The organism is Massilia aurea, from assembly GCF_040790145.1.
Taxonomy (GTDB): Bacteria; Pseudomonadota; Gammaproteobacteria; order Burkholderiales; family Burkholderiaceae_D; genus Telluria; species Telluria aurea_C.
The window spans coordinates 946,671-960,742 of record NZ_JBFMMP010000001.1 but is presented as its reverse complement, the minus strand read 5'-3'; the positions used below and the strand labels follow the sequence as shown (position 1 = coordinate 960,742).

Annotated in this window: 9 protein-coding genes; 5 read left to right on the top strand and 4 right to left on the bottom strand. The window is 67.4% G+C overall.

The window, feature by feature from the left end; genetic code table 11:
• Positions 1–6: 6 nt before the first annotated feature.
• Both pncB and AB2N08_RS04020 read left to right on the top strand, forming a co-directional pair.
• Entirely contained in the window at positions 7–1,194 is a 1,188-nt protein-coding gene (gene pncB, locus AB2N08_RS04025) for a nicotinate phosphoribosyltransferase (RefSeq protein ID WP_367609316.1), read from the top strand.
• A 91-nt stretch (positions 1,195–1,285) separates the two neighbouring features.
• Positions 1,286–1,708: a DUF4019 domain-containing protein gene (locus AB2N08_RS04020; RefSeq protein ID WP_367609315.1), complete on the top strand. Its 423-nt coding sequence runs from the start codon at positions 1,286–1,288 to the stop codon at positions 1,706–1,708.
• On the opposite strand, the gene AB2N08_RS04015 is transcribed toward AB2N08_RS04020, so the two are convergent.
• From AB2N08_RS04015 to AB2N08_RS04000, 4 genes are all read right to left on the bottom strand, one after another.
• Positions 1,689–2,909, bottom strand: a complete 1,221-nt coding sequence (locus tag AB2N08_RS04015; RefSeq protein WP_367609314.1) for a DNA topoisomerase IB — start codon at positions 2,907–2,909, stop codon at positions 1,689–1,691. The genes AB2N08_RS04020 and AB2N08_RS04015 overlap by 20 nt on opposite strands.
• Positions 2,910–3,004: 95 nt before the next feature.
• Complete coding sequence (locus AB2N08_RS04010; protein WP_367609313.1) at positions 3,005–4,651, bottom strand: Na+/H+ antiporter; 1,647 nt, start codon at positions 4,649–4,651, stop codon at positions 3,005–3,007.
• A gap of 63 nt (positions 4,652–4,714) precedes the next feature.
• Positions 4,715–7,045, bottom strand: a complete 2,331-nt coding sequence (locus tag AB2N08_RS04005) for a putative bifunctional diguanylate cyclase/phosphodiesterase (RefSeq protein WP_367609312.1) — start codon at positions 7,043–7,045, stop codon at positions 4,715–4,717.
• A gap of 150 nt (positions 7,046–7,195) precedes the next feature.
• Positions 7,196–9,433, bottom strand: coding sequence for a hybrid sensor histidine kinase/response regulator (locus tag AB2N08_RS04000; RefSeq protein WP_367609311.1), 2,238 nt, complete (start codon positions 9,431–9,433; stop codon positions 7,196–7,198).
• A gap of 249 nt (positions 9,434–9,682) precedes the next feature.
• Here AB2N08_RS04000 and AB2N08_RS03995 point away from each other — a divergent pair, with 249 nt between their 5' ends.
• The 3 genes from AB2N08_RS03995 to AB2N08_RS03985 are packed head-to-tail and all read left to right on the top strand — an operon-like array spanning position 9,683 to position 14,071.
• Positions 9,683–12,019 carry a bifunctional salicylyl-CoA 5-hydroxylase/oxidoreductase gene (locus AB2N08_RS03995; protein ID WP_367609310.1) on the top strand — a complete coding sequence of 779 codons (2,337 nt, stop codon included), beginning with the start codon at positions 9,683–9,685 and terminating at the stop codon, positions 12,017–12,019.
• A gap of 40 nt (positions 12,020–12,059) precedes the next feature.
• Complete coding sequence (locus AB2N08_RS03990; RefSeq protein ID WP_367609309.1) at positions 12,060–12,899, top strand: enoyl-CoA hydratase family protein; 840 nt, start codon at positions 12,060–12,062, stop codon at positions 12,897–12,899.
• Complete coding sequence (locus AB2N08_RS03985; protein ID WP_367609308.1) at positions 12,896–14,071, top strand: acyl-CoA dehydrogenase family protein; 1,176 nt, start codon at positions 12,896–12,898, stop codon at positions 14,069–14,071. The genes AB2N08_RS03990 and AB2N08_RS03985 overlap by 4 nt, the downstream gene beginning before the upstream one ends.
• The last annotated feature ends 1 nt before the right edge of the window (position 14,072 follow it).

Below are 14,072 nucleotides of genomic sequence, written 5' to 3'. Positions count from 1 at the left end.
GCAACGATGAAACCTGTAGTCCGCAGCCTGCTTGAAACCGACCTGTACAAATTCACGATGTGGCAGGCTTTGCTGCACAGCCATCCTGGCGCCACGGGCGAGTATGAATTCCGCTGCCGTAACGAGCCGGCCTATCCGCTGGCCGAGCTCAAGGCCGACATCGAACGCGAGCTCGATCACCTGTGCTCGATGATGTTCACCGAGGCCGAAGTCGCGTACTTGCGCGGCCTGCGCTTCATCAAGGGCGACTTCGCCGACTTCCTCACGCTGTTCCGTTTCCAGCGCAAGTTCATCGAAGTCACCACCGACGGCCCGCACCTGCGCATCCGCGCCAGCGGCCCGCTGGTGCACGTGATGGGCTATGAAATCTTCGTGCTGTATATCGTCAACGAGCTGTATTTCCGCCGCTTCGACCAGGCCGAGGCCATGGGCGAAGCGCGCGTGCGCCTGCGCCAGAAAATCGACGAACTGCGCGCCTTCGGCGAAGAAGCCCCGTGCGCCAACCCGTTCGAGTTCTTCGACTTCGGCGTGCGCCGGCGCTTTTCCGGCGAGTGGCACGATGAAGTGGTACAGACGCTGGCGCGTGAACTGCCCGTCTACTTCAAGGGCACGTCGAACGTCTACCTGGCCTACAAATTCAACCTGGTCCCGATCGGCACCATGGCACACGAGTACCTGCAGGCGCACCAGGCGTTCGGTACGCGCCTGGTCGACTTCCAGAGCGCCGCGCTCGAGAACTGGGTACAAGAGTACCGGGGCGACCTGGGCACCGCGCTCACCGACGTCGTGGGCATGGACGCGTTTCTCGCCGACTTCGACCTGTACTTCGCCAAGCTGTTCGACGGCTTGCGCCACGATTCGGGCGACCCGGTCGTGTGGGGCGAAAAGGCGCTGGCGCACTACGCCAAGCTGCGCATCAATGCGCGCACCAAGCGCCTCGTGTTCTCCGATGCCCTGACCATCCCGAAGGCCCTCTCCCTGTATCGCCATTTCGCCGACCGCGTGATGACGGGCTTCGGCATCGGCACCAAACTCACCAACGACACGCCTTTCCCGGCGATCAATATCGTCATGAAGCTCGTGCGCTGCAACGGCCAGCCGGTGGCCAAGCTGTCGGACGAGCCAGGCAAGTCGCAATGCACCGACGTTACCTACATCGCCTATCTGCGCCAGGTGTTCAACCAGCCGGTGTAATTGCCGACTGCGTCGGCTGCAAGTTTGTGTGCATTTATGGTGGCGCCTGCCGCGCTATGCTGTCGGTTTCCCCATCGCCCAGGAGACCGCCATGTCCCGCCTTGCCCCGATTGCCATCGCCGCACTGTTTTCGCTTCCAATACTCACTGTGCAGGCGCAGCAGGCCGACCAGACAAAACCCGGTATCGAAGCGGCCGAGCGCTGGCTGGCGCTGGCCGATGCCGGCAAGGGGGCGGACACCTGGACTACGGCGGGCACGTTGTTCCAGGGGGCGGTGAGCCAGAAGGAGTGGTCGGCCGCGCTGGGTCAAGCCCGCGCACCATTGGGCGCTCTGACCAAACGCACCCTCGCCGACGCACGCGCCACGCGCACCTTGCCGGGGGCGCCGGAAGCCGACTACGTGGTGCTGCAATACGAGTCCAGCTTTGCCAATCGCCCGCTTGCAACCGAGACCGTCGTCGTGGTGCGCGAGGCCGACGGCAGCTGGAAGACCATCACGTACCTGATCCGTTAGCGGCGTCGGGGCGCTGTGCTTTCGGCGCGGCGCGTTTGGTGGTCTTCTTCACCGCCGCGTTCTTCGGCGCCGGCTTCTTCGGTGCCGGCTTCTTTGCGGCAGCCTTCTCCCGCGGCTTGTCTTCCTCATGCCGCAGTCGCTGCTGCAGCATCGCCAGCACCGCGGCTTCTTCGGGCTGCAGCGCGTGCAGGTCGTCGGCCAGTTTTTCTTCGGTCCGTTCGCGCAATACCTCGAGCGGCGCGCCGTCGAGATACGCGTCCAGCACGGCCGGATGCACATAGCACTTGCGGCAGATCGTCGGCGTGTTGCCGAGCTTTTCGGCCACCGACTCGATCGCGCGCACGATATTCTTCTTGGCCTGCGTCTCGGAGTCGAACTTCTCGAACTCCTGCAACGCCAGCGCCGCCAGCACGGTGCCCGACCAGGTGCGGAAATCCTTGGCCGTGTATTCTTCGCCGGTGATGGCGCGCAGGTAGTCGTTGACGTCGCTCGAGTCGACGCTGTGCGTTTCGCCGTCTTCGTCGACGTACTGGAACAGTTCCTGGCCTGGCAGGTCGCGCGTGCGCTTGACGATGCCGGCCAGGCGCCGGTCATGCACCTTGACCTTGTGGTACACGCCGCTCTTGCCACGGAAGCTGAACTCGACGTCGCTGCCATCGACCCGCACGTGGCGGTTGCGCAGCGTCGTCAGGCCGAACGATTTGTTCGTGCGCGCGTATTCCTCGTTCCCGACCCGCATCATGGTCGCTTCGAGCAGATAGACGATCGTGGCCAGCACTTTTTCGCGCGGCAGGCCAGGCAATTTGAGGGCGCGGTCGACTTCATGGCGGATCGTCGGCAGCGCGTCGCCGAACTTGAGCATGCGCTCGTATTTCACTTCGTCGCGCGCCGTGCGCCACTTGGCGTGATAGCGGTATTGCTTGCGTCCGCGCGCATCGCGCCCGGTCGCCTGCAGGTGGCCGTTGGCCTGGGCGCAGATCCACACATCCTGCCAGGCCGGCGGGATCACCAGGCTCTTGATGCGCGCCAGCGTGGCGTCGTCTTCTACTTGCTCGCCGTGGGCATCCAGGTAGCGAAACCCATCCTTGACGGCCTCACGGCGGATGCCGGCGCGGCCGTCGTGCACGTAGCGCAGGCCGGCCGCGCGCGCGGCGCTGGTGGAGTCATTGGCGTCGAGCGCGTCGGGAGTCTGGTTGGGCATGGCAAGTGGGCTCGCAGAATGGACTAGCAGCCGATCCTACGCCCGTGCGCCAGGCCGTACTGTACGCGAAGTAACGCACGCGCCAGTGACCCGGTTCAGCGGTAGCGTGCCTCGACCAGGTCGATCTCGCGCAGCAGCTTGCGCGCGACTTCGTCGGACAAGGTCTTCTGACGCGCCATGCGCAGCAGTACCGCGCGCTCCTGCTCGAGCGCCGCCAGGCGGTAATGGCGCTCGGCGCTTTCGGCGGCGCGCGCATGCGCCGGATCGACGTCGCCGCCACCGCCGCCATCGAGCCGGTACTGATACAGGCTGCGCACCTGGTCGACCGCACTGGCGTGCATGTCGACCGCGCCTTGCGCATCGCAACCCGACGTTGGCGGCGGTGGCGGCGCCTTGGCGATCGCGTCGAGCGCGGCCAGCGCCGCCACATGGCGCGCACGCGCCTCTTCGCTGTCATGGGCCGAATCGTGTGGCAGCTCGAGCCCGCGCAGCACGCGCGGCAAGCCCACGCTGGCCAGCACGAGCGAGACGACGATCACCGCACTGGCCAGGAAAATCACCAGGTCGCGCCCCGGGAAGGGAGCGCCGCCGGGCATGGCCAGCGGCAGCGTGAGCACGCCGGCCAGCGTGATCGCGCCGCGCACGCCGGCCAGCGACGTGGCCAGGATCAGGCGCGGATTAGGGCGGTACTCGGGCAGCTTCTGGCGCCGGGCGTTGAGCAGCGTCAGGCGCAGCGAGACCCAGACCCAGACGAAGCGCAGCAGGATCAGGCCGAAGCTGATCGCCAGCGCGTTGGTGGCCAGCCACCAGACGTCGTTGGCGCGCGGCAGTTCGGGCGCGACCAGGGCCGCCTTGACGATGCTCGGGAGCTGCTCGCCAAGCAGCACGAACATGATGCCGTTGAGTGCGAACTGCACGGTGTCCCACACCACCGCGCGCCGCACGCGCGTGGTCGCAGCGGCGCGACCGCTCAATTCGACGTAGCTCATCGTCACGCCGGCCGCCACCGCCGCCAGGATGCCTGAAGCTTGCAGATGCTCGGCCGCCAGGTAGGCGCCGAACGGCAGCAGCAGGTTGATCAGGATGGGCGAGCCGCTTTCTTCGCCGATGCGCGCGGCCAGCTGGCGCTGGGCCCAGCTCACGCCGACCGTGATGCCCACGCCGATGGCCACGCCCGCCAGCGCCACCCACAGGAACGTCAGCGTGGCCTGGCCCAGCGAGAAGGTGCCGGTGAGGGCGGCGGCCACGGCGAAGCGGAAGCACACCAGGCCACTGGCGTCGTTGAGCAGCGACTCGCCCTCGAGGATGTGCATCAGGCGCGGCGGGATCGGCACGCGCGCGGCGATCGACGACACCGCGACCGGGTCGGTGGGCGCGACGATGGCGGCCAGCGCGAAGCACACGGCCAGCGGCAGCGAAGGAATCAGCCAGTGGATCAGGAAGCCTGCGCCGAGCACCGTAAACAGCACCAGGCCGAGGGCCAGTTCGAGGATCGTGGAGCGGTCGCGAAACAGGCCGATCTTGGGGATGCGCCAGCCGTCGAGAAACAGCAGCGGAGGCAGGAACACGAGGAAGAAGATATGCGGTTCGAGCCGCACGCCGTGGCCCGTGCTGCCGGCGATGGCTGCGCCAAGGGCGATCTGCATCAGCGGCAGCGGCAGCGCGAACGGCAACATGCGCACCAGGTAGCCGCTGGCCACCACCGCCAGCAGCATGGCCAGCACGATCCCTACTTCATCCATTGATCTCTCCTTGTTCGAGGCAGAATGATAATGGATCGGCGCCGGTCCTGCCGGCCCGCATGCTCAGGCGGGGATGGCGGGGATGGCGGGCAGGTTGGCGGCGGCGCCGAGCTGCGCCAGTAATGCCTCGAGCGGCATCGGCCGATGGAACAGGTAACCCTGCATGCAGGCGTTGCCGTGCGCGGCCAGGTACTCGGCCTGGGCCGACGTCTCGACACCCTCTGCCACCACGCGCAGATCCAGGTGGCCGGCCATCGCCAGGATCGACTGCACGATGGCCGTGCCATTCTTGTCGTGCGGCGTGTCGCGGATGAAGCTCTTGTCGATCTTCAGTTCGTACAGGGGCATGCGGGTCAGGTACGACAGGCTCGAGTAGCCGGTGCCGAAGTCGTCGATCGAGATGCGGATGCCGAGTTCGGCCAGCGCGTGCATGCGCTCGATGGTCTGGTCGAGACGGTCGACCAGCAAGCCTTCGGTGATCTCGAAGATCAGCTGGCCGGGCGGCACGCCCGTGTCGTGCAGGATCGCTTCCACGCGCGTGACGAAGTCGTGCTGGCGGAATTGCATCGGGCTGACGTTGACCGACAGCGGCAAGCGATGGCCGGCGCGGTCCAGCACGTGCCAGGCCAGGCAGGCTTCGCGCAGCGCCCAGTCGCCCAGCGCCACGATCAGGCCACTCGATTCGGCCACCGGGATGAACACGTCGGGCGGCACGCTGCTGCCGTCCTTGCGGCGCCAGCGCATCAGGAGCTCGGCGCCGTTCGGCGTTTGCCCGGCATCGACCTGCAGCTGCAGGTGCAGGGACAGCTCGCCGCTTTCCAGCGCCAGGCCCAGGTCGCGTTCGAGCGTCAGCCGGCCTTCCGCGTCGGACAGCATGCCCGCTTCGAACAGCGCCACGCCATTGCGGCCGCGCGACTTGGCGTGGTACATCGCGGTGTCGGCTTCGCGCAGCAGATCGTGCGTGCTCTGATGCTGGCCGTCGGCGGGCGCGGTGAGCGCCACGCCGATGCTGCTGGTGGCGTAGTAGCGCTGGGCGTCGATGATGATCTTGTCGGCCAGCGCCACCCGGATCCGTTCGGCCAGGGCCAGGGCGCACTCGGCCGCCCGCTCGGTATCCTGCCCCAGCGCGCCGAGCAGCACGACGAATTCGTCGCCGCCCAGGCGCGCCACACTGCCTTCGTCGCCGGCCATCGCCACCAGGCGATCGGCCACGCTCCTGAGCAACTGGTCGCCGATGGCGTGGCCGCGCGCGTCGTTGACGGTCTTGAAGTTGTCGATGTCGACGTACAGCACTGCGCCCATCGACTGGCCAGCGCGGGCGCCGGCCACCACCGCATCGAGGCGCTCCATCAGCAAGCGCCGGTTCGGCAGGCCGGTCAACACGTCGTAGAAAGCCAGGCGGTGGATGGCGTCGGCGGCATTGCGCCGCTCGGTCACGTCGCGACTGACGATGACCCAGTGCGTGATGGCGCCACTGTCGCCCGAGAATGGCACCATCTCGGCCTCGACCCAGTATGGTGTGCCGTGCTTGGTGTACAGGACCATCTCGGCGCTGGCGGCTTCCTTGTGCATCACGGAGGTCAGCACGCGCTTGATCGTCGCCGGGTCGGTGTCGGGGCCCTCCAGCATGCGCAGACTGCGCCCGATGACTTCTTCGCGGGTGTAGCCGGTGTGGCGCAGCAGGGCGTCGTTGGCGAAGATGATCGGTTGCTCGGCGCCGGGCACATCGACCATGCGCGCGATCAAGACCATATCGTTCAGGCGCGCCACTGCGGCCGACGTCAGGCGCAGTTCATCGTTGACGGCGTGCAGGCGCAGCTGGCCCGCTTCGAGTCCAGCGGCAGCGGTGCGCGCTTCGAGGAGCGATTGCGCCAGTCCCTTGAGCAGCGTGCCGCCGGTGAAGGTGATCAGCGCGCCGACGCAGCTGAAATTGATCGCGACGACGATCGACGAGGCGAGGATGTTCGTTTCCAGGCCGGGGACGTACAGGTTGACATGGCCATTCACGCCCAGGATCAGGACGCAGGCCGCGCACAGGGCCAGGGCAATGTGCGACTGACGCGTACCGAGCAGGATCACGGCCATGGCCGGCAAGGCGATCAGGTAGACAAGACCGACCGGGCCGACCGACAGCATCAGGCCAACCGCAACCAGAAACAGCATCGTCAGAAAATTGAGCACACGGGTCGTGTGCGAGATCCGGTCGAGACGCCAGACGGCAAAGAGCCACGCCAATGCCACCACATCCATGACGGCCACCGGCCATTTGCCCTTGATCAGAACCAGCGGGATGCTGGGCAGGGCAGCGATGCACCCCAGCACCAGCACAATCGGCAGGATGGTCGAGAACACTTTTACGCGCCACTGCGCGATGTCATCAGAAGGAACCGTCATGAAGCATCCTGTTCGGCACGCCGCACGGAGTTACTCCGGAGCATATTAAATTTATTGCTGCAAATTCTATGTAGTTACATCGACACCTGTCACGCACTATCTTGCGAGCTGTTGTGCTAATGAAACGGCGCTGCGCACGATGGCGGTTCACTAGCCGTTCGACGTCCACGGGCCGCTTGCCTCGGCCAGCAGGTCGCCCAGTTGCACCGTGTTGATGGGCTTGACGAGGTAATGGTCGAACCCCGCCTCGATGGCCAGCTCGCGGTCTTGCTGGCGCCCGTAGCCGGTGGCGGCGATCAGCGTGGCGCCTTCCATGCCGGGCATTGCGCGCAGGCGCCGCGCCAGTTCGTTGCCATCCATGTCGGGCAAGCCGATGTCGAGCAGGCAGACCTGCGGCGCGAACACCGCGGCCACGTCGATCGCATCGAGGCCGCCGTAGACCACTTCGACCGTGTGCCCGCTCGCGCGCAGGAACAGGCCCAGCGTCTGCGCGGCGTCGAGATTGTCGTCCACCACCAGGATGCGCAGGGCGCCAGCGGCGATGGCGGCAACCGGCGCCGGCGCGGGTGCAGTCGGATTTTCTTGTGCAAAACGTGGCAGGCGCACGGTGAACGTGCTGCCCAGGCCGGGGCCGGCGCTGGCTGCGCCGACGCTGCCGCCATGCAGCTCGACCAGACTGCGGGCCAGCGCCAGGCCCAGGCCCAGGCCGCCCTGCGACCGGTCCGGGGTGCGCTCGGCCTGCGTGAACAGGTCGAACACGCGCTCGACCAGGCGTGCATCCATGCCGATGCCGTCGTCGCGCACGTCGATCACCCATGTCTCGCCTTGCGGCGCCAGTTGCAGGGTGATGTGGCCGCCCTCGGGGGTGTACTTGGTGGCGTTGCCGAGCAGGTTGGCCACGACCTGCACCAGGCGCTTGTGGTCGCCCTTGACATTCGCCGGCAGCGTCGGCACATCGAGCACGATCTTGTGGCGCCGCGCGATCATCAGTGGCCGGATCTGCTCGGCCGCGTCGTCGACCACCTTGCGCAGGTCGAGGATCCCGGTCGACAGGGTCACCAGCCCGCGCGTCACACGCGACACGTCCAGCAAGTCGTCGACGAGGCTGGTCATGTGCTCGACCTGGCGTGCGATGATGGCGCAGGTCTGCGTGATCTGCGCGTTATCGGAATGCAGCAGCTTGAGCAGGTTGGCGCCGGTGCTGATCGGCGCGAGCGGGTTGCGCAGCTCGTGCGCCAGCATCGCCAGGAATTCGTCCTTGCGCTGGTCGGCCGCGCGCAGTTCGCGTTCGGCCTGGCTGCGCTGGGCTTCCTTGTGTTGCAGGTTCGCGGCCATTTCGTCCAGGGCCGCGGCGAGCCGGCCGATTTCTTCACTGCCGGACTTGATGCCGGTGCGGGCATCGAGTTCGCCGGCGGCGATGCGGCGCGCCACCGTCATCAGCTTCTGCACGCGCTCGACGATCAGCTTGTCGCCAGCGAGCCAGGCCGCCAGCAGCGCCAGGATGGTGGTCAGGGCCAGGCCGAGCAGCGACATCAGCTGCGCCTCGCGTGCCACGCGCGTGATGGCGTCGGTCGGGATACCGATGGTGAGCGTATAGTCGGTCAGTGTCGACGGCCCCACGCGCGCGAATGCGTGCAGGCGCTCGACACCGTCCTCGCCCGGGATCACCACGGCCTTGCCCTGCTGGCTGCGCATCGCCTCGAGCAATGGCGCGGCGATGCGCTTGCCGAACCAGCGCTCGGGCTCGGGTCGGCGCGTGAGCAGCTTGCCGGTCGCATCGGCAGTTTCCAGGATCGAGCCGGCCGGCAGGCTGATGTCGTTGACGAAGGTGTCCAGGCTGGCCAGGTCCATCGCCGCGAACACGACCGCCGTCACCTGGCCATTGCGGTCGATGACGGGGTAGGTCAGGTTGATCGTGTGGCGCCGGATCACGCGCCCGAAGATATAGTCGCCGGCGATGAAGCGGCGCTCGGCGATGGCGCGCTTGAAGTGGCTGCGGTCGCCCAGGTTCACCGGATGCACCATCGGCACCGCGCTGCAACTGACGTTGCCATCGAGCTGGATCAGGCCGAAGTTCACATACCCCTCGTTGCGATCGAGGACGTTGGTCAGCAGCGCATTGCAATCGTCGGTCTTGCCCATCAGGTCCGGCACGCTGACCAGGTCGACCAGGATCTGGCGCGCGCGGTCGATCGACTGCGCTTCGTTGGCGGCGGCCAGCGCCGTCAGGCGTTTCAGGTTTTCTTGCGAGGCGCGGATCGCGGCTTCGCGCTCGCGCAGGCCACCGAGCACCGTCACGATGGCGATCGGCGTGATCGCCAGCAGCACCAGCAGCATCAGCCGGCTGCGCAGGCTGTTCAGGCGAAAGCGTCCAGGAGATGTGTTCATCGAGGCAGCGCCTGGGACGGCGTAGGGATAACGAGGGGAAGCGCGTTGCTGTCGGCGGTCTTGAACATGGCTGGCGGACGATCGATCGGTATGACCCGCAGCAATTGGCGGGGGCATTAGGTAAAGTTTCCTGATTGTACTAAAAATTGAGTTATCCACAGTGAATGCGTCTCCCGTGCGCCACGGGTCGTTGACACCTCAAGCAACGCCGCAGGTAAGATAGGCGCCATGCGAGAAACTGGAGGGAAGATGAATATCGTCTGCGTCGGTGGCGGGCCGGCCGGGTTATATGCCGGCTTGCTCATCAAATTGCGCGACCCGCGCCACGCCGTCACGGTTGTCGAGCGCAACCGGGCCGGCGACACGTTCGGCTGGGGCGTCGTGTTTTCCGACCAGACCCTCGGCAAACTGGCTCTGGCCGACGCGCCCAGTGCGCGCGCGATCGAAGGCGCGTTCAATCGCTGGGACGCGATCGATGTGCACATCAGGGGCGCGACCGTCACCTCGCACGGCCACGGTTTTTGCGGCATCGCGCGCAAGCGCCTGCTCGGCATCCTGCAGGCGCGCTGCGAAGAAGCGGGCGTGGAACTGGTGTTCGGGACCGAGGTGGCAGACGAAGTGGCGTTGGCGCAGCGCTACGGCGCTGACCTCGTGGTAGCCGCCGACGGTGTGCGCAGTACGCTGCGCAGCCGCCATGCCGATGTCTTCCAGCCGGATGTAGAAGAGCAGCAGTGCCGCTACGTGTGGCTCGGCACGCGCCGCGATTTTTCCGCGTTCACCTTCGCCTTTGAAGAGACCGTGCATGGCTGGTTCCAGGCCCATGCCTATCAATACGACGACCAGAATTCGACGTTCATCGTCGAGACGCTGGACGCCACCTGGCGCGCCAGCGGCCTGGCCGACATGGACGCCGACGCCACACTGGCGTTCTGCGAGCGCCTGTTCGCGCGAGTTCTTGGCGGCGCGCCGCTGCTGACCCAGGCCGCCCGCGGCGGCGCCGGCATGTGGAGCCGCTTCCCGCGCCTGGCCTGCCGCCAGTGGGTGCATGCGGTCGATGTCGATGGCCGACGCGTGCCGCTGGTGCTGATGGGCGACGCCGCGCACACGGCGCATTTTTCCATCGGTTCGGGCACCAGGCTGGCGCTGGAAGACGCGATTGCGCTGTCTGCTGCTCTGTCTGCCGCGCCCGATAGCAACGATGACCTCGATGCCGGGTTGCTGCGCTACCAGGCGGCGCGCGTGGTCGAGGTGCTCAAGCTGCAAAGCGCGGCGCGCAATTCGACCGAATGGTTCGAGAACGTGGCCCGCTACAGCGCCATGCCGCAGGACGCCTTCGCGTACTCGCTGCTCACGCGCAGCCAGCGCCTGTCGCATGAAAACCTGCGCCTGCGCGACCCTGCGTATATCGATGGCTTCGAGCGCCGTTTCGCACGCGATGCGGCGTTGCAGGCTGGCGTGGGCGTGCCGACCACCGCCACGCCGCCGATGTTCACGCCGTTCAGGATGCGCGGCGTGGTGCTCAAGAACCGCGTGGTCGTCTCGCCAATGGCGCAGTATTCGTGCATCGACGGCGTGGCGGGCGACTTTCACCTGGCCCATCTGGGCGCACGCGCGCTCGGCGGCGCGGGCCTGGTGATGGCCGAGATGACGTGCGTGTCGGCCGATGCGCGCATCACCCCGCGCTGCCCGGGGTTGTACCTGCCGCAGCACACGCTGGCCTGGCGCCGCATCGTCGACTTCGTGCACGCGGCGAGCGACGCGAAGATCGGCATCCAGCTGGGCCATGCCGGCGCGAAGGGCTCGACCCGGCCGATGTGGGAAGGGATCGACCAGCCGCTGGCGCTTGGCAACTGGCCGCTGGTGTCGGCTTCGCCCCAGCAGTACCTGGCGGGCGTGTCGCAGGTGGCGCGCGAGGCGAACGACGACGACATGGCGCGCATCGAGGCCGACTTCGTGCGCGCCACGCTGGCTGCGGGCGAAGCGGGCTTCGACTGGCTCGAGCTGCACTGCGCGCATGGCTATCTGCTGTCGAGTTTCATCTCGCCGCTGACCAACCGGCGCCTTGATGCGTATGGCGGCAGCCTGGCCAACCGCTGCCGCTTTCCGCTGCGCGTGTTCGCCGCCGTGCGCGCGGCCTGGCCAGAGCACCTGCCGGTCAGCGTGCGCATCTCGAGCCACGATTGGGTCGATGGCGGCATCACGCCGGTCGACGCCGTGGAGATCGCGCGCCTGTTCCGGGCGGCCGGCGCCGACATGATCGACTGTTCGTCGGGGCAGGTCAGCAAGGCCGAGCAGCCGGTGTACGGCCGCATGTACCAGACGCCGTTTTCCGACCGCATCCGCAACGAAGCCGGCATCGCGACGATCGCCGTGGGCGGCATCAGCGAGGCCGATCACGTCAACAGCATCATTGCGGCCGGCCGCGCCGACCTGTGCGCCGTGGGCCGTCCGCACCTGGCCAATCCGGCATGGACACTGAACGAGGCGGCGCGCATCGGCTACACTGGCGCCGCGTGGCCGCGCCAGTACGCGCCTGGCAAGCAGCAACTCGAGCGCAATCTTGCGCGCGAGCGGCAGGGCATGTGACGAGTCCACGCATTTCTCAATGAGCCATCAGGAGCAGCGCATGCAGTATTTACCGGGCAGTCGAACGAGCCTGGCGGGGTTTCAGGCGCAGCACGTCGGCTTCGCGCTCGACCCTGACACCCGCGTGGCCACCGTCACGCTCGATCGGCCCGAGCGCAAGAACCCGCTCACGTTCGACGCCTACGCCGAGCTGCGCGACCTGTTTCGCGCACTGGCGTATGCCGACGACGTCAAGGCGGTCGTGCTCACCGGCGCGGGCGACAATTTCTGCTCGGGCGGCGACGTGCACGAGATCATCGGGCCGCTGACGCAACTGGACATGCCGGGCCTGCTGGCGTTCACACGCATGACGGGCGACCTGGTCAAAGCCATGCGCGCCTGCCCGCAGCCGATCGTCGCGGCGGTGGACGGCGCATGCGCCGGCGCCGGCGCGATCCTGGCGCTGGCGTCCGACATCCGCTACGCCACCGCGCGCAGCCGCACCGCATTCCTGTTCACGCGCGTGGGCCTGGCCGGCTGCGACATGGGCGCCTGCGCCTTGCTGCCGCGCGTGATCGGCCAAGGCCGCGCGGCCGAGCTGCTCTACACGGGCCGTTCGATGGATGGGGAGGAGGGCGAGCGCTGGGGCTTCTTCAACCGCCTGTGCGCGCCGGACGCGGTGCTGGTGCAGGCGCAGGCGTTTGCCGCGCAGCTGGCCGCCGGCCCCACGTTCGCGCACGGCATGACCAAGAAGATGCTGCAGCAAGAGTGGAATATGGGCGTCGACGAAGCCATCGAAGCCGAGGCGCAGGCGCAGGCCATTTGCATGATGACGAAGGATTTTCATCGCGCCTATCACGCGTTCGTGGGCAAAGAGCGGCCGCAGTTCGAGGGGGATTGATGGACCACGATTACTTGGAGTGGCCATTTTTCGAGGCGCGCCATGGCGTGCTGGCGCGTGAACTCGATGCCTGGGCGGTGGCGCATCTCGCCGATGTACATGGCGCCGATGTCGACGTCGACGCGGTCTGCCGCGCGCTGGTCGCGCGCCTGGGCCAGGGCGGCTGGTTGCGCCACGCGGTCGGCGGGCTCGAACATGGCGGCGCGCAGGATGCGATCGACACCCGCGCCATCTGCCTGATCCGCGAAACGCTGGCGCGCCATGCCGGCCTGGCCGACTTCGCGTTTGCCATGCAGGGCCTGGGCAGCGGCGCGATTTCGCTGTTCGGCAGCAGCGCGCAGCGCAGCACCTGGCTGCCGCGCGTGGCCGACGGCAGCGCGATCGCCGCTTTTGCGCTGTCCGAACCCGATGCCGGTTCCGACGTCGCGGCCCTGCAGTGCGCGGCGCGCCGTGAAGGCGAGGCGTGGGTGCTCGACGGGGAAAAGACCTGGATTTCCAACGGCGGCATCGCCGACTTCTATGTCGTGTTCGCGCGCACGGGCGAGCCAGCCGAGCGCAGCTCGCGTGGCATCTCGGCCTTCATCGTCGATGCGGCCACGCCGGGCCTCGAGCTCGCCGAGCGCATCGACGTGATCGCGCCGCATCCGCTGGCGCGCCTGCGCTTTAATGGCTGCCGCGTACCGGCCGCCTGCCTGATCGGCGCCGAAGGCGACGGCTTCAAGGTGGCGATGGCCACCCTCGATGTGTTTCGCACCTCGGTGGCGGCGGCCGCGCTGGGCTTTGCGCGGCGCGCACTGGGCGAGGCCCTGAAGCACGCGCAGGCACGGCCGATGTTCGGCAAGCTGCTCGCCGACTTCCAGCTCACGCAGGCAAAGCTGGCGCAGATGGCGCTCGAGATCGACGCCGCCGCGCTGTTGACGTATCGCGCCGCCTGGCTGCGCGACAGCGGCAAGCGCGTGACGAAAGAGGCGGCGATGGCCAAGCTGGCCGCGACCGAATCGGCGCAGCGCGTGATCGACAGCGCGGTGCAGCTGTTCGGCGGCCTGGGCGTGCAGCGCGGCCAGGTCGTCGAGGGCCTGTACCGCGAGATCCGCGCGCTGCGCATCTACGAGGGAGCCAGCGAAGTGCAGCTCCTGATCATTGCGCGCGAACTGCTTGCGCAGGAAAGCTGAC